Here is a 25,244-nt window from a genome sequence, read left to right as displayed (position 1 = left end):
TGTCCGATACGGTGTTCTTACGGTTTCCACTTGATGTTGCAGCCGATACTCGGTGTTTGGGCGTCGCTGACGGGTTCACCCGCGAGTATGTTGTCGAGGGCGGCGCGGATGTCGCGACCGTCGTTGGGGACGCTGTTGCCGGGCCGCGATCCGTCCAGTTGGCCGCGGTAAACGCACAGCAGATCTTTATCAAAAATGCTGAGATCCGGTGTGCAGGCCGCGTGATAGGCTCGGGCAACGTCCTGCGTCTCATCAAATAGATAAGGGAACGGGTAGCCCAGCCTTTCCGCCCACATTTTCATATTCTCAGGCGAATCTTCTGGATAATTCTCTACGTCGTTAGAGTTGATCGCGATAAAAGACACGCCCTTCGGCATGTAGTCATTCGCCAGCCGCACAAGCTCGGCGTTGATGTGTTTCACGAACGGACAATGGTTGCAGATGAACATTACGACGGTCGCGTGCTCGCCTTTTAACTCGTTCAAAGACATCTCGCGACCCGAAACCGCATCGGGGAGCGTAAATCCCGGCGCCCTAAATCCCAAAGGTATCTGCGTCGTTTCCGTTGCTGCCATACTGTCTATGTTTACAAAAGAATTCCGGCATCGCAAGGATGCGGTCAGCGACACGCTCAGATAGATGGATCAATGGATGGCAGGCGGTGCGGAAAAATCATAGCTGTAATGCGCATTATCGTTTATACTGTCGCAGAATTTCTTTAGCTTTCGGTTCCGGCCCAACCCTATGAAACGATGCCCAGAATGCAGACGGGACTATTACGACGACACTCTGCTGTATTGTCTCGACGATGGAAATGCGCTGCTCGAAGGCCCGCGGAGCCCGGACACTCCTGTCCGCTTGTCGCCGGACCAGCCGCAGACGGCGATCTTGTCAGAACCGGGAGCGGCAGGGACTGGGGCTTTGTCTTCTGGCGACGGGCCGCAGACCGCGATCCTTCACGACACCGCTGCACCGGGCGAAGCTCCGACCCGCGCGCAGATACACACTACCGAGCAGTCAGCCGTCTTGCCGAGCAGGACGGGTGATATTGTCTCTAAGCCTCGCGGATTTGATAAGCGGTTGATCGCAGCACCATTGCTGGCGGTTTTGATAACCGTTGCCGGCTATGTCGGCTATCGATATTATGGGCCGTTCGGTTCGACACAGATCAATTCCATCGCGGTGATGCCGTTTGAGAATAGGAATTCGGATGCGGACACGGATTATTTGTCGGACGGTTTGGCGGAATCGGTGATCTTTCGGCTGACGCAGATCGCCGATCTGAGGGTCAGCCCGACGAGTTCGGTGATGCGTTACAAAGGAGCATCGACCGATATTGCCAAGATCGCCTCCGAACTTGGCGCAGATGCGGTCATGACCGGACGCCTTACCAAGCGGGGCGACAATTTGAACATCACGGTCGAGCTCGTGGATGCCCGCACCAACAAATCGCTGTGGGGCGAGCAGTATGAACGGAAACTTTCGGAATTATTGACCACTCAACGCGAGATCGTCACCGAGATCGTGAGCAAACTGCAGCTAAAACTGTCGGGCGAAAGCGAGCAAAAGCTGGCGAAGAAATACACCGACAACAACGAAGCCTATCAGCTTTACCTGCAAGGCCGTTACCATTGGAACAAACGAAACGTAACTGAATTTGAAAAGGCGATCTTGTTTTTCAAGCAATCTATCGAAAAAGACCCGAACTACGCTCTTGCCTACACCGGATTAGCCGATACGTATGCTTTGATCCCCGCATACGGCGATTTCAGACCAAAAGATTATATGCCGCAAGCCAAGCAAGCGGCACTCAAGGCTCTCGAACTTGACCCGAATCTGGCGGAAGCCCACGCTTCGCTTGGTCAAATTCTGCTTTACGGAGACTACAATTTTCCGGGTGCCGAAAAAGCCTACAAAAGGGCGATCGAACTTGATCCGAAATATGCCACGGCTCGTCAATGGTACGGCGAGTTATTGTCTCTCAGCGGCAGGCCGGACGAAGCGATCAGAGAAATGTCAAAAGCCCTTGAACTCGACCCGTTTTCGATGATCATTAACCGGCAAATGGTAACAGTTTTGCAAGAATCCAAGCGATTTGACGAAGCACTTTTGCAAAATAAGAAGGTCAATGAGCTATTTCCCGATGAGACGACTTTTCATTTTTTCAACAGTGAAATTTATGTGGCTCAAGGCAAATATGCAGAAGCTTTCGAAGAATACATCCTTTTGGGGGAGGCAGCCGGGGCCAAACCCGAAGAAATTCAGGAGGCGAAAGACCTTTACGAAAAAGTCGGTTGGGACGGTATCGTAAAAATACGTGCAACAGGCACAATCAAATCTCTAAATGACCAACAGGCAAAAGACAAAAACGAATATGTGTCCGCGATCAGATTTGCCGAAACTTACGCGTCTCTCAAAGACAAAGATAAGACGATCGAATATTTGAACAAATCATACGATGAGCGTTCAATGTCGGTTCTTGGCCTCAAAGTAAATTTTAGATGGGACTTCGTGCGAGACGACCCGCGATTTAAGGAATTGGTCAAACGAGTCGGGATCCCTGAATAGGGTTTAGAGTTTAGTGCTTTGTGCGAATGGAGGCGAGTTTGAATGAACGATGAAAATAGAGAATTTGTCGAACTGACCGAAGACGTTTCCGCCTCGCCATTGTGGAATCAGGATCTGGCTCCGACCGGCGTCGAGCAGCGGACATGGACGACGTGGAACATCGCGGCGTTATGGATCGGGATGAGCGTCGTGATCACGACGTATATGCTCGGCGGCGGTTTCATCGCCCAAGGGATGACGTGGTGGCAGGCGATGCTGACGATACTGCTCGGCAACTGCATCGTGCTGATCCCGATGGTTTTGAATGCGCACGCCGGGACGAAGTACGGTATCTCGTTTCCCGTGCTGCTTCGTGCGTCGTTCGGGACGAAGGGAGCGAATATTCCGGCGATACTTCGGGCGATCGTCGCGTGCGGGTGGTTCGGTATTCAGACGTGGATCGGCGGAACGGCGATAGATGCATTGCTGACGGCCGTTTGGAGCGGCTGGGCAGGAATCGACGCGATGATCGCGGGAAATCCGCTGCATACGTGGCTGTCGTTCTTCTTGTTCTGGGGCATTCAGGTCGTGATCATTCTTCGCGGCATCGAGGGAATCAGACATCTCGAATCCTGGGCGGCACCGCTGCTGCTGCTCGGCGGTTTGGTGCTGCTCGTTTGGGCGTCTTCGGCTGCGGGCGGCTTGGGAAATGTGCTTGCGGGCACATCAGTATTACAGAAAGAGCATGCAAACCTCTGGTCGATCTTTCCCGCGGCTTTGACAGCGTCGGTCGGCTATTGGGCGACGCTAAGTCTAAACATCCCTGATTTTACGCGATATGCAAAATCGCAGCGTTCGCAGATGCTGGGTCAGGCACTTGGATTGCCGTTGACGATGACGGCGTTCGCTTTTATCGGCGTGGCGGTTACGAGCGCGACCGTGATCATCTACGGCGAGGCGATCGCCGATCCTGTTCAGTTGATCAAGAGATTCGACAACACGCTAGTCATATTGTTCGCCATGATAGTGATATTTGTCGCTCAAATATCAACGAACATGGCGGCAAATGTCGTATCGCCTTCGAACGATTTCTCGAATCTTAACCCCAAACGCATCTCGTATGTGACCGGCGGATTGATCACCGCAGTTATCGGCATCGTGATGATGCCTTGGCAATTGATGTCGTCGATGGGAGCGTATATCTTTACTTGGCTGATCGGCTATTCCGGCCTGATGGGAGCGATAGGCGGCATACTGATCTGCGATTATTGGCTCATCAGAAAACGCCGTATCGAACTCGCTGACCTTTATAGAACCGACGGCATTTACACCTATTCGAGCGGTTTCAATTGGCGGGCGATCGCGGCGTTGGTACTGGCCATCGCACCGGTCGTCCCCGGCTTCCTGCGAGCCGCGACCACGCCCGGCGGCCAGATCGCCGATCCTAATTTCTTTGACACGCTTTACACTTATGCGTGGTTCGTTACTTTCGGAATTGCTTTTGTGTTGTATTATTTGTTGATGAGAAAACGTAATTAACTTATGTCGCGAATTGTAAAAGCGGGCCTGATACAGGCTCACAATGTCGGTGATGTTAATGCACCGATCGATGAGATAAAGAAGGCGAACATCGACAACCAGATGAAATTCGTTGAGGATGCTGCTCGGCAGGGCGTGCAGGTGCTGTGCTTTCAGGAGATATTCACGACGCCGTATTTTTGTGCCGAACAGCAGACACGTTGGTACGAAGCGGTCGAGCGAGTTCCCGACGGGCCGACGGTCAAGCTGATGCAGGACGTGGCAAAGCAGCACGGCATGGTGCTGATCGTGCCGATCTACGAGGAAGAGCAGACCGGGATCTATTACAACACCGCAGCCGTCATCGACGCCGACGGCAAGTATCTCGGCAAATACCGCAAGACGCACATCCCGCACGTCGCTCCCGGCTTTTGGGAGAAATTCTATTTTCGCCCGGGCAATCTAGGTTATCCGGTTTTCGAAACGGCGGTCGGCAAGATCGGAGTTTATATCTGCTACGACCGCCATTTCCCGGAAGGTGCCCGATGTTTGGGCCTCAATGGGGCCGAGGTCATCTTTAATCCATCGGCAACGGTCGCCGGGCTTTCGGAGTATTTGTGGAAGCTTGAACAGCCCGCACATGCCGTCGCCAACGGCTACTTTGTCGGTGCGATAAATCGCGTCGGCACAGAGGCTCCGTGGAACATCGGCGAGTTTTACGGGCAATCGTATTTCTGCGACCCTCGCGGTCAGATCATTGCCGAAGGCAGTCGAGACAAAGACGAACTTATCGTCGCCGATCTCGACATGGACAAGATCCGCGAGGTTCGAAACACTTGGCAGTTTTTCCGCGACCGCAGGCCGGATGCATACGGTGCGATCGTTGCGGATTAAGTGATCTCACCACAGAGAACACAGAGAACTCTGAGGCATCGTTGTTTTGATCTCTGTGAACTCGGTGATCTCAGTGGCCAGTTTATGACAGATTCCTGCACACCGCCAGATATCACGCAGATCGAGCAGAACTTTGCCGAGATCGCTCCTTTGATGACGCAGGCTGAGGCTCTCGCCGAGGCGAATCGGTGTCTGTATTGCTACGACGCACCTTGCACGCAGGCGTGTCCGACGCATATCGACGTGCCGTCGTTCATCAAAAAGATCGCGAGCGGCAATGTCACGGGATCGGCACGTGTGATTTTCGACGCAAATCCTATCGGGGCGACGTGTGCACGAGTTTGCCCGGTCGATGTTCTGTGCGAAGGTGCGTGCGTCGAGAAAACTCTCGTAAATAAACCGATCGAGATCGGCCGTTTGCAGCGGTATGCGACGCAGCACGTTATTGAAAACGGTAATCAGCTCTTTGAAAAGGCCGAGCCAACCGGCAAGTCGGTCGGTATCGTCGGCTCAGGCCCGGCCGGCTTGTCGTGTGCGACCTATCTTTCTCGGCTCGGTTATGAAGTGACGGTTTACGAAAAAAGCGAAAAGCCCGGCGGGCTAGACACATACGGCATGGCGGAATACAAGATGACGCAAGCCGCTTCAATTGCCGAGGTTGGGCTGGTCGAGCGGCTAGGTGTGCGTTTCGTGACAAACGCAGAGGTCGGGTCGGAAGCCTTGCCCTTTCAAAAACTTCGCGACGATCACGACGCGGTTTTCATTGGGGTCGGTCTTGGCTCTACGAGAATGTTAGGCGTTCCAGGCGAAGAGCTCGATGGCGTTATCGATGCACTTGCGTTCATTAGAATGGTCAAGACACGTGATTGGAGCTCTGTTCCTCTAGGTAACACCGTTGCGGTGATCGGAGCCGGCAATACTGCCGTCGATGCAGCGACACAGGCAAAACGACTGGGAGCCGAACGTGTCATGCTGATCTATCGCCGAACGGAAAAGGACGCTCCGGCGTACAAATACGAACTGGAACTCGCGAGAAAGGACGGCATCGAGTTCCATTGGGAGACGATGCCTATCGAAGTAGTTGGAGACGATAAGGCTGCAGGTCTGCGTTGCCGCCGCCGTGATGGCAACGAGGTGCTGATAGAGTGCGATCAGGTGATCAAAGCCATCGGCCAGACAAAGATGACGCCGTTCTTTACTGAGACCTTCGGCATCGAGGTCGATGATGTTGGCCGTGTCGTCGTCAATGATTCAATGCAAACTTCCGTTGACGGCGTTTTTGCGGGCGGCGACTGTGTAAATGGCGGTGCCGAGGCCGTCGATGCCGCTCAGATGGGCAAGACCGCTGCGAAGGGAATTCATCGGTCGCTTTCAGGCGAGGAAGTTCGTTTTGCCGGCAGCTAGAAAATCGCTTATCGCTGCTTTTCGTTTCACGCCCGATTTCGCTTAGAATGTTCGGGCATCCGCAATAAATCATTTTCAGTTAGGAGAGAACCATTTTTATGGCAAATGAGAATAAACCCGCAACGGAACCTTCGAATCTCGGTTTTGTTGACAGAGCGTTGAACCTGATCGAACGCGTCGGCAATAAACTGCCCGACCCGGCGGCGTTATTCCTCATATTGCTTTTCACGGTTTGGGTCCTGTCGGCGATCCTTTCGACGATGACCTTTACTGAGATCGATCCGCGGACGGGCAAGGCATTGGTGATCAACAACCAAATGACAGGCGCAGCGATCGCAACGTTCTTGTCCAACATGGTCACGACGTTTACGGGGTTTCATCCATTGGGCGTGGTGCTGGTCGCTTTATTGGGTGTTGGCGTGGCCGAACACACGGGTTTTATCAATGCAGCCCTCAAAGCATTGCTCAATGTCACGTCACCTAAGCTGTTGACGCCGATGCTGATCTTTGTAGCGATAATCAGCCATACGGCGGCCGATGCGGGGTATGTTCTCGTTATTCCTTTGGGCGGCGTCATTTTCTATACCGCCGGCCGGCATCCGCTAGCGGGTATTGCGGCTGCCTTCGCGGGCGTTTCGGGCGGGTTCAGTGCTAATTTCATACCGTCCAGCCTCGACCCATTGCTTTCGGGACTGACGCAGTCCGGTGCACAGATCCTGGATGCTACGCGTCTCGTCAATCCCCTTTCCAATTGGTACTTCACTGCGGCCTCCTGTCTTGTGATCGTGGCTGTCGGCTGGTTCCTGACGGACAAGGTCATTGAGCCGCGGCTGAAGGGAACGGAGGTGGACGGCGATCCCGAAGATATGCCGAAGATGGAGACACTCGGCCCGAAAGAGAAGAAAGGCCTTATCGCCGGCATGGCAACATTGATCATCGGCATAGGCATACTAGCCGCGGTCTCACTCCCCGAAACGTCGCCGATGCGTTCACCGGCCGGCTATCGGCTGACACCGGCCGCCGTTGAAAAGGTCAAGGCCGAAGGAATGCCTGAAGATGTGGCCGCCAAGATAACACCCGTGCTGGGACAGGAGCTATTTGGCAAGACGGCATTCGACAACTCATTGAAGCCTAAGATCGGCGAAGAGAATCTCAAGAAATACGGCGAATCGCTGATGAAAAATGCAGAGCCGGTGACACCGCAATTGACCGCGTCAGCGGCGCCTCTGATGCAGTCGATAGTCCCGCTGATCTTTCTTTTGTTCATATTGCCGGGCATCGTTTACGGCTATGTTGCAAAGACCGTAGAAAGCCACCGCGACATCATTACCGGCATGAGCAAGTCGATGAGTACGATGGGTTATTACATCGTGTTGGCATTCTTTGCCGCCCTTTTTATCGCCGCTTTCGGACAGTCAAATATCGGTGCCCTGATCGCACTGAAAGGTGCGGGCGTGCTGCAATCGCTTGCATTGCCCGCCCAGGTCACGATCATCGGCATTATCTTGCTCACGGCCTTGGTCAATTTGTTGATCGGCTCGGCATCTGCAAAATGGGCTCTGCTCGCACCGATCTTTGTGCCTATGCTGATGCAGCTGGGACTCTCGCCGGAACTGTCACAGGCGGCATACCGCATCGGTGACTCGACGACGAATATTCTGACACCGCTGATGCCGTATTTCCCGCTCGTGGTCGTTTTCGCCCAACGTTACGTCAAGAGCACCGGTATCGGCACGCTCGTGTCGCTGATGCTTCCGTATTCGATCGCGTTCATGATCACGTGGGTCCTATTCCTGCTGGGGTATTGGGCATTGGGAATACCGCTTGGCCTGCAGGCTCCGTATACATATCCCTAGTCCATGGCTGATCTGAGCATCAATTTCGCAGGTATAAGGTCGCCGAATCCGTTTTGGCTGGCGAGTGCTCCGCCGACGAACATGGGTTCGATGGTGGAACGTGCTTTTGATGCGGGTTGGGGCGGGGCTGTGTGGAAAACGCTGGGCGAGCCGATCGTGAATGTCTCGTCGCGACTTGCAGGCCTGGATCACAACGGCCAGCGGATGATCGGTCTGAACAATATTGAGCTGATAACGGACCGCCCGCTCGAGGTCAATCTGAAAGAGATGGCCGAGTGTAAACGGAAATATCCCGGTCACGCAGTCATCGCGTCGCTGATGGTTGAGTCGAAACGCGAAGCCTGGCACGAGATCGTCAAACGAACGCAGGACACGGGCTGCGATGGGTTTGAGCTGAATTTCGGCTGTCCGCATGGTATGTCCGAGCGGGGAATGGGAGCCGCGATGGGCCAGGTTCCGGAATACACCTGCATGGTCACGGAATGGGTGAAAGAGGTCAGTGAAATCCCTGTCATCGTCAAACTCACCCCAAACGTGACGAACATTGTCCCTCCCGGCCGTGCCGCTCAAGCAGGCGGTGCCGACGCCGTTTCGCTGATCAACACCATCAATTCCGTAATGGGCGTCGATCTGGACACGATGATCCCGCATCCCAACGTCAACGGCATGGCGGCGCACGGCGGTTATTGCGGTCCTGCAGTAAGACCTATTGCTCTAAACATGGTCAGTGAACTCGCCCGCGATGCCGAATTCAATATACCTATCAGCGGCATCGGCGGCATCAACACTTGGCGTGACGCCGTCGAATTCATGCTGCTCGGTGCCGGCAGCGTGCAGGTCTGCACCGCCGTGATGCATTACGGCTACCGAATTGTCGAGGACATGATCGACGGCCTAAATGCGTATTTGGACGAGAAAGGCTTTGCGTCGGTCAATGACATCATCGGCAAGAGTGTGAACCGCGTGACCGATTGGGGCGATCTCGATCTCAATTACGTAGTCAAGGCCCACGTCAACGAGGAACATTGCATCCGCTGTAACCTCTGTTACATTGCCTGTGAGGACGGAGCCCATCAATCGTTCGAATTCGTCGAATCCAACGGCGATCGCTACCCACGCGTCATCGAAGAAGAATGCGTTGGCTGTAATCTCTGTGCACTGGTTTGCCCATCACCCGGGGCGATCGAAATGCAACGCCGCGACGACGGCTCGAACCCACAAACTTGGCGGGAGCGCACAAGCGAGCAATGAACGATAAGCGGGCAATGTTGGCCCATTTTCTCGCAGCTTTGGCATACAGAACACAGAAGGCTGTTCGCGGCGCTCCAGCAGATTTTGGTGATTTCGCAGCAGGGAATCTCACTCGTACACCGAAAGAGCTTGTATGCCATATGACAAGCGTTGTGGGCTATGCCGATACGTTCTTTACGGGCGGAACATTTTGGCCCGAGCCGCTAGCTACGTTAGATGAAGAAGTTGTTCGATTTCATTCAACCATCGAGCGCTTGTCCAAACACATCTCAGACGGCGACGCCTTTCTCGATATGATGACCGAGGAGAAGATGCTGCAAGGTCCGCTTGCCGATGCAATGACGCACGCCGGACAACTCGCGATGCTTCGCCGAATTCACGGTACGCCGGTCCCGCCTGAGAATTTCATTTACGCCGATATTGATCCCGCAAATCTTACCACTGACCAGCCTGAGCCCGTTCGTCCGGATGAGGAATGGAAAGAGCGACTTTAGATCAGATCGATCCGCGTTCTAGTGCAGAATTCGAGATCCGGCCAAGTGCGGCGACGAACCGATCAAAATTTGCGAAGCGTTCATCTTTGGTCATTCCCTTAACGAATCGGGCATATATCTGCTGGGCGATGACGGCGATCTTGAATGTTCCAAATACATAGTAAAAAAGCATATCAGGCTGTGCGATCCCTCGAGCCGAGGCGTACAACTCCACGAGTTCACGGCGCGAGATGTTTTCCATCAATATACGAGGATTGAACGGCATATTCATCAACTCTTCGCCGAACTTAGGCGACATCCAATAACCTAGAGTTGTTCCGAGATCCATGAGCGGGTCGCCGATCGTTACCATTTCCCAATCAAGAACGGCAATGATCCGCGTCAGATCTTCGGGATCGAGCATGATGTTGTCGAATTTGTAGTCGTTATGGATCAGGGACGCACCGGCTTCGACGGGTACGTTTTCGCCAAGCCACTTCATCGCAGCCTCAAGTTCTGTGTGCTCTTCGGTTTTTGCTGCAATATAGCGCTGCGTCCAGCCCTCGACCTGGCGGCGATTATAACCCTCAGGTTTTCCGAGATCGGCTAGTCCTGCAGCTGTGTAGTTGACAGAATGAAGACGGGCGAGATTATCCATAAAACTGCGGCAAAGCTTTGTCTGAACCTCTTTCGACGCAGCAAATAATGCGGGAACCTGACCGCGAATCACAACACCGTCCCTTTTCTCCATCAAATAGAACTCCGCTCCGATGACAGACTCATCATCACAGAAAAGGATCGGCTCCGGTGCAGGTGGATAAACGAACGCAAGCTTTGAGAGTACCTCAAACTCTCGCTTCATATCGTGGGCGGTCCTCACGGTATTGCCGAATGGCGGCCGGCGGAGGACATACTGTGTTGAACCGAGCCGGACCAGATATGTCAGATTCGAACTGCCGGCCGGGAACTGCAGCACCTCCATTTCGGTGAACGGCGTCGGCAGACGAGCCCTGAGAAAATCTTTGAGAGCTTTTTCGTTCAGCTCTTCTCCTGCCCTTGGGGTTGTTGCGTCGTCCTTTTTCATCTCGTGCCAACTTCAACGGCGGAAACTCCGCGGCCTGTGTTAATCTGTGGCGAATATGGACTTCAATTATTCTGCAAGATCGACCGAACTGCAAAAAAGCGTAAACGCATTCATGGAAGAGAATATTTATCCGAATGAACAGCGATATAACGACGAGTTGGATTCCGGCGATCGATGGCAGCCACTTGGGCTTATTGAAGAACTGAAGGCCAAAGCAAAGGCGGCCGGGCTGTGGAATCTTTTCCTGCCGGATATTTCGGGACTCACGAACGTCGAATATGCTCCGCTTGCTGAAACTATGGGCAGAGTGCTGTGGGCCTCTGAGGTGTTCAATTGTTCGGCGCCGGATACCGGCAATATGGAGGTGCTGCATCTTTACGGCACCGATGAGCAGAAGAAGCAATGGCTCGAGCCGCTGCTTGCCGGTGAGATCCGTTCGTGTTTTGCGATGACCGAACCCGCGGTAGCTTCCTCGGATGCAACGAATATCGAGTCGTCTATAGTCGCGGATGGCGATGAATATGTTTTGAACGGCCGCAAATGGTGGTCGACCGGAGCAGGCGACGCTCGCTGCAAGTTGGCGATCTTTATGGGCAAGACCGACCAGACCGCGCCAAAACATCTGCAGCAGTCTATGATCCTGGTCCCGATGGATTGCGAAGGTGTTAAGGTTGAGAGGGCCCTGCGTGTATTCGGATTTGACGATGCTCCGAACGGTCATTCAGAAGTTTCATTCACCAGTGTTCGGGTTCCAAAACAGAATCTACTATTGGGTGAAGGCCGCGGCTTCGAGATAGCGCAGGGACGACTGGGCCCGGGACGCGTGCACCATTGTATGCGTCTAATTGGCGCTGCCGAAAGAGCACTCGAGTCGATGATCGATAGAGCAAATGGCCGTGTTGCGTTCGGCAAGCCGATCGCCGATCAGGGCGTGGTCCGGCAATGGATCGCTGAGGCAAGATGTGCCATTGAGCAGGCGAGGTTGCTTGTTATGAAAGCAGCGTGGCTGATGGATACGCAGGGAAACAAGGCTGCCCGCAAAGAGATCGCGATGATCAAAGCTGTGGTTCCTCAAATGGCATTAAAGGTAATTGACCGCGCGATACAGGTTCACGGCGGCGGCGGTGTTTCTCAGGATCATCCGCTCGCTGGGTTTTGGATATACGCCCGTTCACTTCGTTTGGCGGATGGTCCGGACGAGGTCCACCTTGAGGCTATAGCAAAGGCCGAGATCCGATCCCGTCAGTAAGAATTCCTCTTCTTTCAATCTGAAAGAAATTCGTTCAAAAAGTGTTCAACATGACAAAAAACTGTTGACAACTGTTTTGCATTCCTGTAACTTTGAATCTCGGCGGTAATATTTCCGCCGATCTCATTGCCACCACAAACGGCAGGACACACCAAAAAGCCCGGCTCGAATGAGCCAACTGAACGTACTTAATGCCCGAAACTAGCGGAATCCCGACTCGCCTAAACCTCTTCGTGTCAGATGACCGTATTTCCCTTTCAACCATAGACGCCGGTGGCACATCCTCGATCGACCGCTGACCGCAGTTTCGGGAACGTTCAAGTAAACATACCGCCACGTGATTCGTAAGGAGCACAAATAATGTTTGGTAAAAAGAAAAGCATCGCCGGACTAGATATCGGCTCAAGCTCGATAAAGATGGTCGAGCTCGACGGCAAACTCAACAACCTTAATCTGGTAAGTCTCGGCTTCGAGAATTTGCCCAGCGATACTATCATCGACGGCCAGATCATGGAGCTTAACGTAGTGTCAGACGTCATCTCGAATGTCTGCGCTAATCACCAGATCAAGGCTAATAATGTCGTTACCGGTGTAAGCGGCCATTCGGTCATTTTGAAGAACATCGTCCTGCCGCCCATGAGCAAGGACGAACTTGAAGAGTCGATCGACTGGCACGCGGAAGAACATATCCCTTACGATCTGGCGGATGTCAGTCTGGACTATCAGGTCGTTTCAGAAACGCCTGAGTCAACACAAGTTCTGATAGCGGCATGCAAAAAGGACCGCATCGACAATATCAAACAGGCAATTCAGCTTGCCGGCAAGTCTCCGGTCGTGATCGACGTCGACACCTTCGCCCTGCAGAATTGCTACGAGGTCAACTATAACCCTTCGGAAAACGACGTCGTCACGCTCCTCAATATCGGAGCGTCCACGATGAACGTGAATATCGTCAAGGGAACCCAATCATTGTTCACGCGCGACATAACCGTCGGCGGAAGCCAATTTACAGATGTTCTCCAACGCAGCCTCGGACTCAACTTTCAACAGGCCGAAGCGGTAAAACGCGGAGTGCTCGATGCGGTTGAAGGAATTGAAGAAAAGTCGATCGAGCCGTTGATGAACAACGTTACCGAGATCGTCGCAATGGAGATACAGAAGACCTTTGATTTCTATCGGGCCACGACCGAGGACAATGAAACAGTCGTTCAGAAGATCCTGATCTCCGGCGGCGGTTCCAAGCTCGTAGGCCTCGCAGAAGAACTCTCGCTCAGGCTGGAACTTCCTGTCGAGATCCTCGATCCGTTCCGAAACATAAAGGTTGACAATAAGAAATTCGACCCTGACTACCTCAGAGAGATCGTGCCCGAAATGGCCGTCGCGGTAGGACTGGCAGTAAGGGGAGTGTAATCAAATGATAAAGATCAATCTACTTAATTCAGTCACCGACAGGCAAAACGGCACCGTAGCAGCGGTTGACCGCAAGATCTCAAGCGGCTCGTCCAGATTGGCATTGATGGCCATCGTAACGACGGTTCTTTTGGCCGCGGTCATCGGCTGGGACGTAATAAGCAGCCACATGGCGAAGACCGAGGCAGAACGTCAGCTCGACGAGCAGAAGCAGATCGCTGCTGAGTTGGAAGAGGTGATGAACGAGCAAAAGGAACTCGAAGCCAAGATCGCAAACATCGATGCCCGCATCGAAGCCATCAAGAAGCTGAGAGCATCCCAGGCCGGGCCGAGCGCAGTTCTCGATGCTCTGCGGGAACGGATCTCTATGGTTCCCGGGCTCTTTCTTGAGAGTGTCGAGCAAGCCGGCGACGAGATCGTCATCCGCGGAAACTCACCGGATGAGAGCCAGGTGACGCAATTTGGCCGAAGCCTCGAGTTCTCGAACGGGCTGTTCGCTAACCTCAACATCGAGACCGTAAGGGCTGAGATCGTGGATCAGAACGCCGCACAGCGCACGAGTGCTGACGGCGAGCAGAAGAAGATCCCGTTGGTGAACTTCACCATCAAGTGCCGGTATGCGCCGTCGAAAGGACCCAATGCATCAGGCAATCCCCCGACGACGGCTTCAGCAGTGAATCCTGCCGGTCAACCGGCAGCGGTCCCACAGGTTGCAAAGAACTGATATCCTCCCAAATCAATTTCAGGTGATCCAACATGCTAGAGAAACTTAAAGATCTACAATGGCACTTTCAACTGATCATAATGGTCAGCATTGCGGCCCTGCTTTACTTCTGTGTCTGGTATTTCTACACCAGCGAGATCAGGACCGAAGTGGCGAATCTGAACGACCAGGTCGCCCAGTTGAAAGCAAAGAACGAGACAGCCCGCGTCGCAACACAGCGGATAAATGAGTTCCGCACACTCTATGCGAGCAAGGCCGAGGAATACGAAGAGCTAAAGGTCCTCCTTCCCGAAGAACGTGAGATCACTAATGTTCTTCAAGGCCTTCAGGACACCGCGAATGCCAGCAGAATGATCGTCATGCGCTTCGCTCCGAGAGACGATACGACGCAGGATTCGATTATGGCGAAGCCGGTGGAGGTCGAGGTTGACAGTAATTTCACAAACCTCCGGGCATTCTTTGACGCCATGGCAAAGTTGCCGCGAATAGTGTCGATCACCGATTTCAAGATCAATCAGCTGGACAAGCAGAGTGACAATAAGACACTTCACGCGCAGTTTCTGCTGACCGCCTACTATGCGGCCCCTACCGATATCAATGCTAAGCCTGCCGTTCCGGGAGCACCCGGCGCTCCTGCCGTACCCGGACAGCCTGCAGCACCACCTGCTGCCGCGGCCCCCGGCGCGGCGGTCGTACCGCAGCCGCCCGGTGCTGCCCCCTCACAGCAGTAATCGAATTTATTCCCACCAACGAGTGTAAGCCGAAAGAGATAAAGTCATGATCAAAAGCAAATCCATCTCAAGAGTAGCGATGCTGATCGGCCTCATGATCCTGGGTTCCGGGATGATGAGCGAGGTACAAGCCCAACGAGATCCTTTTAAGAAGGCAACTTGGGCGACGCCGAAAACACAGAAACCGAGTTCCAACGTTCCCGGAGGCCGCGGCCCCGGCGACGTGAAGGCTCCTGTGAACTTCGGTCCGCCGTCGATCGAGGCTCGTATCGAACATTATAAGCGTCAGCGTGAAGCGGCGGTCGCAGCCGGCCAGCCGATACCGAAGGTAACCAGCGTGTTGACGTTGAGCGAAATGTCGCTGTCAGGCATTTTCAAAACGCCCCGCGGTTATGCGGCTATGGTGGAGGCGACACCGATCAAGCTTTCTTACACTATCTATCCCGGCGAGAAGTTCTTTGACGGACAGCTAGTTGCTGTAGAAGACAACCGTCTTGTCTTCAGAAAGGTCACCAAGACCGGCGAGGGCAAATTTGTCTCGTCCGTTGAACACATGCCGCTGAAGCAGTATTCGGTACGCGCTCAGGTCGAAGGGACGGCTCCGGCCGGAGCACCGACCAAAACGGCCCAGAGCGCAAGCACCGGAGCACCCGGCCAGGCTGACAAACCGGGCGTCAATCCGTTCCTCTCACCGCTCGACGAAATGAATGATCAGCCCGCCGGCAACGACGACAAAAAGCCTGCAAAGCCGGCGAAAAGGCCCGTCCGAGTGGCGAAACGGCCGTAGTAAAGCTCTCTCAACCCCGGATCTTTCAGTGATCCAGTCAAATCGGAGGAAACATGAACTCTCTTAATTTCTCAATCAGGACCTTGAAGACCGCAATTTTGATGATTGCCGTAGCAGCCGTGCTAACCCTATCAGTGGCTGCTCAAAAGGTCGATCCACAAAAGCAAGGACGTCATTACGGTGAACCGGATTTCCGCGGCGAACCTATCAGCCTTGACGTCGTCAACGCCGATGTCCGCGATATTCTCAGATACATCACGGATCAATACGGCATAAACTTCGTCATCGACAAATCGGTGAAAGAGGTACCTGTAACGGTCAAGGTGATGGACGTTCCTTGGAACGTCGCTCTTGACTCCATTCTACAGGCTCAGGAACTGGGCGTTCAGGTGAACGGTAACATTCTTCGTGTCGCCGACAACAAGACCTTGGCCGCCGAAGGCGAACTGTTCCGCGAGAGGATGAACAATCAGCTTGATACGTCGCCCCTCTATACCGAATTTGTCCGTCTTAACTATGCACGCGCGTCTGGTACGCTCGCGAGCGACGCCGGCGGTGCAGGTCAGACCGTCACAGGTACTGCTGCAGGCGAATCATCTGCGGGCGGCGGCGGTGGTGGCGGCGGTTCCGACCAGGGAATCCTCGGTATCATCAAAAAGCGGCTTTCGCGTCGAGGAACCGTCGAGGTTGACGGCCGTTCGAACACTCTCATAATCACGGACGTCAGGCAGAACATTGATGCCGTGAAGCAGCTGATCTCACTTCTCGATCAGCCCGAACCTCAGGTTGAGATCGAAGCACGCATTGTTGTGGCATCACGCAATTTCAGCCGTGACGTCGGCGTGCAGTTGGCAGCCTTAGTATTGGGCGGCCGCGGCAGTGCCGCAGGCGGCGGAACATTGCCGAATGCTGAGAGTACGTTGACGCCGCCGACGGGATATCCCGTTCCGCCGATCAACAACGATATGTTCTCGAAGATCGCGAACACCGCCATCGGACTGACAACAGGTGTTTTCGGCACAGCTCAGATCAATGCAATGATCTCTGCCGGTGAACAGAAAGGTCAGGCGAAGGTGATCGCTACACCTCGTGTAACGACCCTTAATAATCGTCCTGCCGAGATCAAGAGCGGAACAAAGATCCCGATCACCACCATTCAGCCTAACAGCGGCGGCGGAGCGGTCGTTGCCACTACGACCTATGTCGATGTTCCGCTGCGGCTCGCTATCACACCTCAGATCACAGGCGAGGATACGGTGATCCTTAACGTTGTCGCTGAGAATAGTTCGACCGCGACAGTGGTCGGCGGTGCATCACCGGCGATCAACACTCAGAGCATGACCACGCAGGTAACCGTTCCCGACGGCGGCACGACCGTCGTAGGCGGCGTGTTATTTGACGATGAGCGTGAAAGTCAGGACCGCACGCCGGGCTTGGCAAGCATCCCGGTGTTCGGAAACCTCTTCAAGAGGAAAGGCGTTCAGCGTAATACAAATGAGATCCTCTTCTTCATCACGCCGAGGATAACAAGGGCAGACTATTCGAAGAACGCTGCACCGCGGCCGACAACGATAATTCAGCCTGTCCCGATGGGCAATCCGCCTTCGAACTCCATGCAGACGCCCGAAGCGTCTCCTGTAGTTCTCCAGGCTCCTGTCTCGACCAGGCCGGAGGTTGTTCAGGGCTCGCCAACGAAGCCGTAACAACTCCCGTGTTTTCTCCGATGTTTCGCCCCGGCAGCTCGCCGGGGCGTTTTTTTATTCCTGGCCTGTGAAATCCAGGTTAGAGATCTGCTGGCTGACGCTTACCTGTTGAGCATTAAAGCGGAAGCTCCGTGAAAAGACGCTGACCGTGTAGGTCTCACCGATCGGAATATCGTTAAAGCTGTAGAATCCGAATGTGCTGGTGATCACACTCTGTGAGAAATTATTTGGTCCGTTGATCGTCACGCGTGCATTTCTCAGAGGCGAGCCCGTACTGGTGAAAACGCGTCCGCCGACCGAGACCGTGGATGCAAATGAGCTGCTGACCGACGTCGTATAGATGTAGTCGCCCCAGGTCATGCCATCACTGTTCGATCCGTTGCCGGCTGCATAGAACGAGATGGTTCCGACGGGTTTAGGGGGAGCGGTCCAAAAGAAATTCCAGGTATTCGACCCGAATACACCATTGGTAAACAATCCGTCTATGGTCTGAAGGACGTAATCGCGTTGGTTGCCGCCTACCGTGCCTTGAGATGTTTGGGTCGTGGCGGGCATCTCCATTGGCAATTGAAATGTGCCGGCCGCGGCTCCGCTGCTTATGATCGCGGTCAGTTGAAAGCCGTAGATCGTCGCCTCTTTGTCACTCACTCTGACAGAGATCGGATACTGTTGACCCGGCGTGTAGTTCGCCGGGACACCCAGGATCTGGACGTTCCCGGTTCCGCTGTTCACAGGGAATTGAGAGTGGCACGCAACGCAGCTGTTTTCGCCGGGCGCGCCTGAAAATCTGGCCGGCGGGCCCGACGAGAGTGCGGAAACTCTCTCCTGTCCAACGAAAAATATCGCCGAGACGGCTGAACAAACGGCAAGCAAGATGACCACCTTTATTTTTTGCATAATACCCTCAAGCTTATAAATGACTTAGACGCTAACGATACGACAATAGCCGCAATGAATTGGCTATCCATTTTACTCTACGGCTGCTTGCGTGGAATCGGAATGTCCGTTGAGTTCCCGAATCCGGTCGCGACGGCTCCGCCGCTCATGTAGGCGATGTACCAAACTCCCTCTCGGTAAACCGCAAGGTCGCTGCGGCCGTCACCGTCATAATCGCCCGGAACCGGCACGTCGCCGGTCAAGCCCCACGATGCGATCGAAATTTGGCTATTGCCGCTATTGATCCAATACCATGTACCGTTTGACGGCCTGTAGACAGCTACGTCGTCACGCGAGTCGCCGTCAAAATCCGCGCCCACCGCAATATCACCGGTTGTGCCCCACGAAAAGTATGCCACTTGCGCATTCGAACTGCGGAGAACGTACCATAACCCGATGCTTGGCCGAAAAACAGTGATATCGGCCCTGCCGTCGCCATCGTAATCCCCGATCTGAGGGACGTCGCCCGTCTGTCCGAAGCCCGCAGCGTTGACAGTATCAGTACCACTGTTCTTATACCACCAAACCCCGTCGGACGGCCTAAAAATGGCTATATCGTCTTTGCCGTCGCCGTCATAATCGTGAACCTGCGGAATATCGCCGGTCACTCCGAAACTGTCGACCGAAACGGAGCCATTCGAACTGTTGATACGGAACCACAGCCCCGTCGAAGGCCGGAAAACAGTTACATCGGCCTTGCCGTCGCCGTCAAAATCGCCAACCGCCGGAATGTCGTCGGGAAGCCCAAAGTTAGCCACGGTAACACCTTGGGTAGACCTATTTAGCCACCAATTGCCGTCCGAAGGCCTGTAAATGGACAGGTCGGTCTTGCCGTCGCCGTCAAAATCGTATCTGGCTCTGCGGGTTGATGTACCCTGGCAGGCAAAATCCCCGAATATCTTGACTGTATCGACGTTCCAGCCGCCGCCAGGCGGTGCAGTATTGTTATCTGCACCGAAACGCCATCGCAATTGAATGCTCTGCCCTGCCGCCGATGCGGGGAATCTGGCGACCGTCGTGATATAGCCTCCTGAATTTCCGGTCCAGCCCATTCGTCCGCCAAGCGGATTCGGTGAGCTGGTTCCCATGTTCGCGTTGTAGCCGCCTTGAAGAAATGATCCTCCTGAAGCGGCGAAGTCCTGAAACGGCCCGCCTGCGATGCTTAGCTCCAGCACTCCGCCGTCCCAGCCTGCTTCGGTGTTGTACCTATGACGGAAACTTAGGTGCGAGGCGGTCGACGAAACGGCTATTGGCGGGGAGGTAAGTTCCGTAGAACCGCCATCCGTGGTTGGGCACCCCGACGTGCAATCCGGCAGGTTCGCCGCGAACATCGAATTGGGCGGCGTGTCAGGATTCGTTGCTGTCGAGCGGAACGTCATAGGAACGTAACTTGAAGTGATGTCCCACCCATTCGGAGCATTCGGCAAGGTCACGGCGTCAAAATCTTCGGTAAATGTTTGCAAAGGCTGGCCGACCTCAATAAAGCGCGTAAAGGTGACCGGACCGAGGCTGCTGTTTGCGTTCAATGTGAGCGGTACCAATGAGCCGCACTGAGCTGTCTGCGGGACCGTGAATGCGACATTCTGAGAAACCGTCGCACCGTTAGCAATCGAACCGTAATTGCCTGAGCCGCCGCCTTCGATCGAAAGTGTGGTTCCGGTCGCTGTAAAGCCCGTAATGTTGCCAAGCGGAATGCCGATCTGTATCTGCTCGCCGGGGTCGGCAACGCCATTCCCATTGCTGTCAATGATCGTGAGCGGCCCGTCCTGCCGCAGGTTTGGCAGATCGAAACTTTCGGTCACTCGAGCGGTTCCTGTGCCACCCGTCGAGGTTCCGCCGACGTTTTGCACGCTCGCACCTGCCCCGATTCCACGGATCGCAAAGCCGGCCCAGATGTCGGCAACATCCGCGTCGGTGCCTGATGCCAGCGCCGCGGCAACGATCGAATCGCGGGCATTTACGAATGTCGGCGAAAGCGGCGAGAGCTTCATACCGTCGATGACGAACTGGAGAATTCGCCGATTGCCTTCCTGCCAGCCGAGTCGTGTTATGAACCGAGCTCTGACCTCCCAAAGTGTATTGCACCAGATCTCTCCGGCCGCGTGTACCTGATCCGGCGTCCCGCTAAAACGCGGAGCGAAAGCACCGTCGCTCAGATTGAATTGCGTAACGTCAATATCTGCAAAAGTTAGCGGATTGTGCGGACGGTTGTTCGGCCCGCCGGTAAAAGCTCTGACGGCGGTCGGAAATCTCCGAATACCGTAGTAGGCGTTGTTTAGAAATGTGCCGCCCAGACGATAGGTGTCATATGAACCTGTCGTGTAAATGCCGTTGATCGGGTCGGTCGGACGTGATAGAAGTGCCATCCCGAAAAAGTCTGACCAGCCTTCGCCCATCCCGCGGGACATGTCGTTCACGAGTCCGGTGCTGTTACCGTGAAGACGGTTTGAAAGGCCGTGCGTAAGTTCGTGTATAACGACGTCGGTGTCGAGATTGCCGTCGATATTCGGCGTCGGGCCGGTCCAAACGTACATCTGCATTCTTCCTCTGCCGCCGTCAGCCGGCGTCGAGAAATTTGCGTTATTCGTACCGGATGAATCTTGGCCTTCCGCCCGCACACGATCGCCGCCGAGGCCCTGTCCGGTGAAATTCACATTCTGGAAATTCCGGGCACCTTCCGTAAAACCAAGAAGATACGTCGCATTGTGGAACCAGTTCGATGTGTAAAAAAGCTGGGTCACAGAGCCTTGCTGAAAATCGGTTCCCGGATAGGTTTGGACCGCCGGGATCGGATTCTCTCCGGTGTTATTGTTCGGGTTAAGAGGTGAATAGGCGAATACAAATTCTCGCGTCGGGCTGAACGCCTCGCTGTTCGGGTCGATTCCGTCAACTCCGTCACGGTCAAGGCCCGCTTGTACGTTGTTGCCGTCGGTTTTGGTCACGCCGTCATTTATCCAGCCCAGCTGATTGAACCCGAACGGAGATTCGTTGCCGATACGGGTGATGTTGGTGCGTGCGATCCCTGTTCCCTGTGTTCCGTTCGGTGATGTCGGGCCCGGCCAGAATGGAAACGGGCTGTTCGCTAAGTCAATAAAGCCCGCAGGATTTGAATATACGTTGTATGTGGCCGGCTGCGTCTGATCTTCGGTGATATTCTTTCGCCAAAGCAGCGTGCCCATCGCGGCATCAACGACGACGTAGTAGGCGTTCACCGGTTGCCAGATCAGCACTCGCCAGGCCGGAACCGCGAAGCCGGGCTCGAGCGGAAAATACATCTTCTCAGCGGTCGTCGCCGAGTCGCCTTTGCCGAAAACCGCAACAAGTTCATTTGTTAGCCTGTCGTTTCGCGGCTTCGCGACTCCGTCAAACTCACGGCCGATGTGCCGATATGCCGCCGCGACGGCGTTTTCTGCATCACCGAAGTAGGTAGAAAGCTGCCGGGTGTCGATTCCGGGTGCGAGGTTGTTGATGACGCGGATGATCTCGCCGCGTTTCGTAAAGCCTGCCTTCACCTCGCCGCGAAATACCGGAATGCCGTTGAACTGCTGATTTAGTTCGACGAAAGAAAGATTGCCGTCAGGATTGGTGTAGTCAGCTGCGACGATGAGTTCGTCGATCGATTCGGTCGTGACAGCGACAATGGAACTATTCCGGCGTAGAAAATTCTTGAGTATTTCCGGCCGCGAGTCAGACGACCGCTCGCTAAGGAAAGCCTTGCCTAGCCCGATCTCCGTGCCGATCACCTCCGGGATCCGCAGGTCGTCGTTCAGATCGATACGTGTTTTCGGTGATCTTGATATGAGTTCCGCTATACCGGTATCGATCGTATGGCGAACTGCGGTATCGCCTTCGGCGTTACGCCCCGCAAGTGTGCGAAGCGATGCTATCTCGCTGCCGGACTTGTTCCAGCGAATATCATAATTCCGCAGGCCTTCGTCATGGCTACCCGTACGGACCAATAGCCCGTAATCAGCCACCTTTGCTTCACGCGGAAGCATTGCTGCGAACACCGCGAGCAGAGAAACAACAAGAACAAACGAGATCCGCCTGCAATTTACAATTGAAAACCTTAGAAAGCCGTCAAAAAAACTCACTTAATATCGAACCTCAAGAATAAAACCCTTACAATTAACATTCCCTCGCCGTGAACCAATGGCAACGGACCGTTTCTTCGTTCCGCGGCAAAAACAGGAGGGAAAGAATCAACGGGCAACACGACGGCAGCCAGTTTCTCTTTTGTTATTCTAGAGTTTCATAAAAATGGCGTCAGAAGTCAATAAAATTGCGATCAGACACGGTGCCGCCACGGCCGGCGGGCGGTCGTTGGACGGCATATTCGCCGCGGGCGGATTGCTGGAAAAGTTCCACGAATCGTTCGAGATCCGCGACGGTCAGATCGCAATGGCTGACGCGATCGAATCCGCGATATTGTCAAAACGCCACCTGGTGGTCGAGGCAGGAACCGGAACCGGCAAGACACTGGCATACCTCGTCCCGGCGGTTGCCGCGGCGGTCGCAAGCGGTAAGCGCGTCCTGATCTCGACCGGAACAAAGAACCTTCAGGAACAGCTGATGGAAAAGGACATTCCTTTTCTGCAGCGTGTACTGCCGCGGAAATTCTCGGCTGCGTACATGAAAGGCCGCTCCAATTACGCCTGCATTCTCCGAATGAAGACCGCTGATGAGCAGCCGATACTGGACGGCGTTGGCGAAGTGGCAATGTTCCGCAAGGTTTCGGAATGGTTCAAAACGACGGAGGTCGGTGACCGTGCAGAACTCGTCGATCTGCCGGAAAACATTCCCTTCTGGAATCGCGTTAATGCCCGCGGCGAGATCTGTTTGGGGACCAAATGCCCTGATTTTGAGTCGTGCTTTATCAGCAAAATGCGGGCACGAGCGGAGAGTGCGGATATTGTCGTAGTTAACCATCATCTTTTCTTTGCCGACCTGAATATTCGTGACAACGATTTCGGCCGCGTTCTTCCGGATTACGACGTTGTTATCTTTGACGAGGCACATCTGTTGGAGGACATCGCCGCGGAGTATTTTGGTATTCAGATCTCGAATTTTCGCGTGGAAGAGGTCGCAAAGGATGCGGCCGATCTGCCGATCGCTGATGCAATTTCGGCCAGCTCAATAATGCGCTCCGTCGCGAGGCTGCAGGAAATCGCCTCTCAATTTTGGCAGAGCATTTCTGACCGACTACGTTTTGACGGCCGTCTCACTCTGACATCTGATGATTTCGAAAATGTCTTCTCACGCGCTTATATCGAACAGAACGCCGATCTGCTGAGCGATGCATTATCGTTGCTCGAAACGGAAGTTAAGCCGTTGACGGACGATGTTGTTGAGGCACAGGGAATCGTGAAACGCCTGATGCAGGCTCGGTCCGACCTTAAGTTCATAGTTGGTAAGCCCGATCCCAATTTCGTTTATTGGGTCGAACGGCGAGGCCGCGGCGTTTTTCTGCAGGCTTCACCGATCGACGTCTCGGGCATTTTGAGAGAAAAGCTTTTCGGTGCAAAGGACACCTGTGTTCTGACGTCTGCAACGCTGACGGCGGACGGCTCTTTCGATTTTGTGATCAACAGGCTCGGGTTGGATAAAGCAAAAACGGACAAACTCATCGCTGCATCGCCGTTTGATTTTGAGGAGCAGGCGATACTTTATTTGCCGCCCGGCCTGCCCGATCCGCGTTCGCCGGAATACACACGTCTCGCCGCCGACGAGATCGTCCGCATCATTACTGCCAGCCACGGACGTGCCTTTGTATTATGTACGAGCGTCGTTTCAATGACGGCTCTTTACGAGATCGTGTCGTCGCTAGTTGATTTTCCGTGCTTTTTGCAGGGGTCGATGTCGAAAACCGGCCTTATCGAGCGGTTTCGGGAAACGCCGCATGCCGTTCTATTCGCAACGTCCAGCTTTTGGCAGGGCGTCGACGTTCAAGGTGAACAGCTTTCCTGTGTGATCATCGACAAGCTTCCGTTTGCCGTGCCGAGCGATCCCCTGGTCGCGGCACGGTCACGGTCGATCAATGAGAACGGCGGCGATGCGTTTCGGGATTACAGTCTGCCCCAGGCGATCTTGTCGTTGCGGCAGGGAATCGGGCGGCTCATACGCAGCCGCAAAGATCGCGGCGTTATTGCGATACTCGATCCGAGGCTGCGTTCAAAAGGCTATGGCCGAAATTTTCTCCATAGTCTGCCGCGTATGCGCGTTACCAAGGAGATGGCCGACGTTGTTAGAATGTTTGAGGACGCTGAGGCGGAGTAATTTATGGGTTCTTTTTTTGAAGTAATGATCGAACGCGACTTTGCGTCCGCGCACCAGCTTCGCGGCTACAAAGGCAAATGTGAGAACCTGCACGGCCACAATTACAAGGTGGAGATATTCGCACGCGGCAACGAACTCAATAACATCGGCCTGCTCATCGATTTCGGGGATCTGAAAAAGGCCGCTGACGAGATGGTCCGCTATTTGGACCATCGAAATCTGAACGAACTCCCGCCGTTTGACGACGAACTGAATCCTTCCGCCGAGAATATCGCTCGCTATTTCGTCGAATACCTTAATTCTCGCATCGTTGATGACCGCGTGAAGGTGTACAAGGTGCGCTGCTATGAGACGCCGACGAGCGTCGCGACTTTTCAAATTGATTAGAGGAAGATTTAAGG

Annotated in this window: 18 protein-coding genes and 1 pseudogene; 15 read left to right on the top strand and 4 right to left on the bottom strand. The window is 54.2% G+C overall.

What is annotated here, in order from left to right; all coding sequences use genetic code 11:
• Nucleotides 1-17: 17 nt before the first annotated feature.
• Nucleotides 18-575, bottom strand: coding sequence for a thioredoxin family protein (locus IPM50_06255; GenBank protein ID QQS34168.1), 558 nt, complete (start codon nucleotides 573-575; stop codon nucleotides 18-20).
• 169 nt (nucleotides 576-744) lie between these two features.
• Here IPM50_06255 and IPM50_06250 point away from each other — a divergent pair, with 169 nt between their 5' ends.
• The 7 genes and pseudogenes from IPM50_06250 to IPM50_06220 all read left to right on the top strand — a co-directional run bounded on the left by IPM50_06250 (nucleotide 745) and on the right by IPM50_06220 (nucleotide 9,964).
• Nucleotides 745-2,568 carry a tetratricopeptide repeat protein gene (locus IPM50_06250; GenBank protein QQS34167.1) on the top strand — a complete coding sequence of 608 codons (1,824 nt, stop codon included), beginning with the start codon at nucleotides 745-747 and terminating at the stop codon, nucleotides 2,566-2,568.
• Nucleotides 2,569-2,610: 42 nt separating this feature from the next.
• A complete protein-coding gene (locus IPM50_06245) occupies nucleotides 2,611-4,086 on the top strand; it encodes an NCS1 family nucleobase:cation symporter-1 (protein ID QQS34166.1) in 1,476 nt (491 codons plus the stop codon).
• Between the two features lie 3 nt (nucleotides 4,087-4,089).
• Nucleotides 4,090-4,959, top strand: a complete 870-nt coding sequence (locus tag IPM50_06240) for an acyltransferase (protein ID QQS34165.1) — start codon at nucleotides 4,090-4,092, stop codon at nucleotides 4,957-4,959.
• An 84-nt stretch (nucleotides 4,960-5,043) separates the two neighbouring features.
• Nucleotides 5,044-6,363, top strand: coding sequence for an NAD(P)-dependent oxidoreductase (locus IPM50_06235; protein ID QQS34164.1), 1,320 nt, complete (start codon nucleotides 5,044-5,046; stop codon nucleotides 6,361-6,363).
• Nucleotides 6,364-6,461: 98 nt separating this feature from the next.
• Nucleotides 6,462-7,430, top strand: a pseudogene (locus tag IPM50_06230) (AbgT family transporter).
• A 792-nt stretch (nucleotides 7,431-8,222) separates the two neighbouring features.
• Nucleotides 8,223-9,470, top strand: a complete 1,248-nt coding sequence (preA, locus tag IPM50_06225; GenBank protein ID QQS34163.1) for an NAD-dependent dihydropyrimidine dehydrogenase subunit PreA — start codon at nucleotides 8,223-8,225, stop codon at nucleotides 9,468-9,470.
• Entirely contained in the window at nucleotides 9,467-9,964 is a 498-nt protein-coding gene (locus IPM50_06220; GenBank protein QQS34162.1) for a hypothetical protein, read from the top strand. The genes preA and IPM50_06220 overlap by 4 nt, the downstream gene beginning before the upstream one ends.
• 1 nt (nucleotide 9,965) lies before the next feature.
• Here IPM50_06220 and IPM50_06215 read toward each other — a convergent pair whose 3' ends face one another.
• A complete protein-coding gene (locus tag IPM50_06215; protein ID QQS34161.1) occupies nucleotides 9,966-11,027 on the bottom strand; it encodes a phosphotransferase family protein in 1,062 nt (353 codons plus the stop codon).
• Nucleotides 11,028-11,082: 55 nt separating this feature from the next.
• Between IPM50_06215 and IPM50_06210 the strand changes: the two genes are divergently transcribed.
• The 6 genes from IPM50_06210 (at nucleotide 11,083) to pilQ (ending at nucleotide 17,631) form a co-directional block, all read left to right on the top strand.
• On the top strand, nucleotides 11,083-12,276 hold the full coding sequence (locus IPM50_06210; GenBank protein ID QQS34160.1) for an acyl-CoA dehydrogenase family protein: 1,194 nt from the start codon (nucleotides 11,083-11,085) through the stop codon (nucleotides 12,274-12,276).
• A gap of 360 nt (nucleotides 12,277-12,636) precedes the next feature.
• Nucleotides 12,637-13,686 carry a type IV pilus assembly protein PilM gene (gene pilM, locus IPM50_06205; GenBank protein QQS34159.1) on the top strand — a complete coding sequence of 350 codons (1,050 nt, stop codon included), beginning with the start codon at nucleotides 12,637-12,639 and terminating at the stop codon, nucleotides 13,684-13,686.
• Nucleotides 13,687-13,690: 4 nt separating this feature from the next.
• Nucleotides 13,691-14,410: a PilN domain-containing protein gene (locus IPM50_06200; protein ID QQS34158.1), complete on the top strand. Its 720-nt coding sequence runs from the start codon at nucleotides 13,691-13,693 to the stop codon at nucleotides 14,408-14,410.
• 32 nt (nucleotides 14,411-14,442) lie between these two features.
• Nucleotides 14,443-15,141: a type 4a pilus biogenesis protein PilO gene (pilO, locus tag IPM50_06195; protein QQS34157.1), complete on the top strand. Its 699-nt coding sequence runs from the start codon at nucleotides 14,443-14,445 to the stop codon at nucleotides 15,139-15,141.
• 46 nt (nucleotides 15,142-15,187) lie between these two features.
• Nucleotides 15,188-15,928 carry a hypothetical protein gene (locus tag IPM50_06190; protein ID QQS34156.1) on the top strand — a complete coding sequence of 247 codons (741 nt, stop codon included), beginning with the start codon at nucleotides 15,188-15,190 and terminating at the stop codon, nucleotides 15,926-15,928.
• A gap of 101 nt (nucleotides 15,929-16,029) precedes the next feature.
• Nucleotides 16,030-17,631 (top strand): type IV pilus secretin PilQ, encoded by a 1,602-nt coding sequence (pilQ, locus tag IPM50_06185; GenBank protein ID QQS34155.1) that lies wholly within the window; start codon nucleotides 16,030-16,032, stop codon nucleotides 17,629-17,631.
• A gap of 54 nt (nucleotides 17,632-17,685) precedes the next feature.
• On the opposite strand, the gene IPM50_06180 is transcribed toward pilQ, so the two are convergent.
• Both IPM50_06180 and IPM50_06175 read right to left on the bottom strand, forming a co-directional pair.
• Nucleotides 17,686-18,528: a carboxypeptidase regulatory-like domain-containing protein gene (locus IPM50_06180; GenBank protein QQS34154.1), complete on the bottom strand. Its 843-nt coding sequence runs from the start codon at nucleotides 18,526-18,528 to the stop codon at nucleotides 17,686-17,688.
• A gap of 77 nt (nucleotides 18,529-18,605) precedes the next feature.
• Entirely contained in the window at nucleotides 18,606-22,577 is a 3,972-nt protein-coding gene (locus IPM50_06175; protein QQS34153.1) for a M36 family metallopeptidase, read from the bottom strand.
• 250 nt (nucleotides 22,578-22,827) lie between these two features.
• Here IPM50_06175 and IPM50_06170 point away from each other — a divergent pair, with 250 nt between their 5' ends.
• Nucleotides 22,828-24,843 (top strand): ATP-dependent DNA helicase, encoded by a 2,016-nt coding sequence (locus IPM50_06170; GenBank protein QQS34152.1) that lies wholly within the window; start codon nucleotides 22,828-22,830, stop codon nucleotides 24,841-24,843.
• Nucleotides 24,844-24,846: 3 nt separating this feature from the next.
• Nucleotides 24,847-25,230 (top strand): 6-carboxytetrahydropterin synthase QueD, encoded by a 384-nt coding sequence (gene queD / locus IPM50_06165; GenBank protein ID QQS34151.1) that lies wholly within the window; start codon nucleotides 24,847-24,849, stop codon nucleotides 25,228-25,230.
• The last annotated feature ends 14 nt before the right edge of the window (nucleotides 25,231-25,244 follow it).

The organism is Acidobacteriota bacterium, assembly GCA_016700075.1.
GTDB lineage: Bacteria > Acidobacteriota > Blastocatellia > Pyrinomonadales > Pyrinomonadaceae > OLB17.
This window is presented reverse-complemented; position numbering and strand designations above follow the sequence as displayed.

Excerpts from the sequence above, each read along its gene's own strand:
- IPM50_06170 (QQS34152.1), top strand. The coding sequence starts at position 22,828 with ATGGCGTCAGAAGTCAATAAAATTGCGATCAGACACGGTGCCGCCACG.
- IPM50_06235 (QQS34164.1), top strand. The coding sequence starts at position 5,044 with ATGACAGATTCCTGCACACCGCCAGATATCACGCAGATCGAGCAGAAC.
- IPM50_06255 (QQS34168.1), bottom strand. The coding sequence starts at position 575 with ATGGCAGCAACGGAAACGACGCAGATACCTTTGGGATTTAGGGCGCCG.
- pilO (QQS34157.1), top strand. The coding sequence starts at position 14,443 with ATGCTAGAGAAACTTAAAGATCTACAATGGCACTTTCAACTGATCATA.
- IPM50_06210 (QQS34160.1), top strand. The coding sequence starts at position 11,083 with ATGGACTTCAATTATTCTGCAAGATCGACCGAACTGCAAAAAAGCGTA.
- IPM50_06245 (QQS34166.1), top strand. The coding sequence starts at position 2,611 with ATGAACGATGAAAATAGAGAATTTGTCGAACTGACCGAAGACGTTTCC.
- pilQ (QQS34155.1), top strand. The coding sequence starts at position 16,030 with ATGATTGCCGTAGCAGCCGTGCTAACCCTATCAGTGGCTGCTCAAAAG.
- IPM50_06215 (QQS34161.1), bottom strand. The coding sequence starts at position 11,027 with ATGAAAAAGGACGACGCAACAACCCCAAGGGCAGGAGAAGAGCTGAAC.
- IPM50_06250 (QQS34167.1), top strand. The coding sequence starts at position 745 with ATGAAACGATGCCCAGAATGCAGACGGGACTATTACGACGACACTCTG.
- IPM50_06220 (QQS34162.1), top strand. The coding sequence starts at position 9,467 with ATGAACGATAAGCGGGCAATGTTGGCCCATTTTCTCGCAGCTTTGGCA.
- IPM50_06190 (QQS34156.1), top strand. The coding sequence starts at position 15,188 with ATGATCAAAAGCAAATCCATCTCAAGAGTAGCGATGCTGATCGGCCTC.
- IPM50_06240 (QQS34165.1), top strand. The coding sequence starts at position 4,090 with ATGTCGCGAATTGTAAAAGCGGGCCTGATACAGGCTCACAATGTCGGT.
- pilM (QQS34159.1), top strand. The coding sequence starts at position 12,637 with ATGTTTGGTAAAAAGAAAAGCATCGCCGGACTAGATATCGGCTCAAGC.
- preA (QQS34163.1), top strand. The coding sequence starts at position 8,223 with ATGGCTGATCTGAGCATCAATTTCGCAGGTATAAGGTCGCCGAATCCG.
- IPM50_06200 (QQS34158.1), top strand. The coding sequence starts at position 13,691 with ATGATAAAGATCAATCTACTTAATTCAGTCACCGACAGGCAAAACGGC.
- queD (QQS34151.1), top strand. The coding sequence starts at position 24,847 with ATGGGTTCTTTTTTTGAAGTAATGATCGAACGCGACTTTGCGTCCGCG.
- IPM50_06180 (QQS34154.1), bottom strand. The coding sequence starts at position 18,528 with ATGCAAAAAATAAAGGTGGTCATCTTGCTTGCCGTTTGTTCAGCCGTC.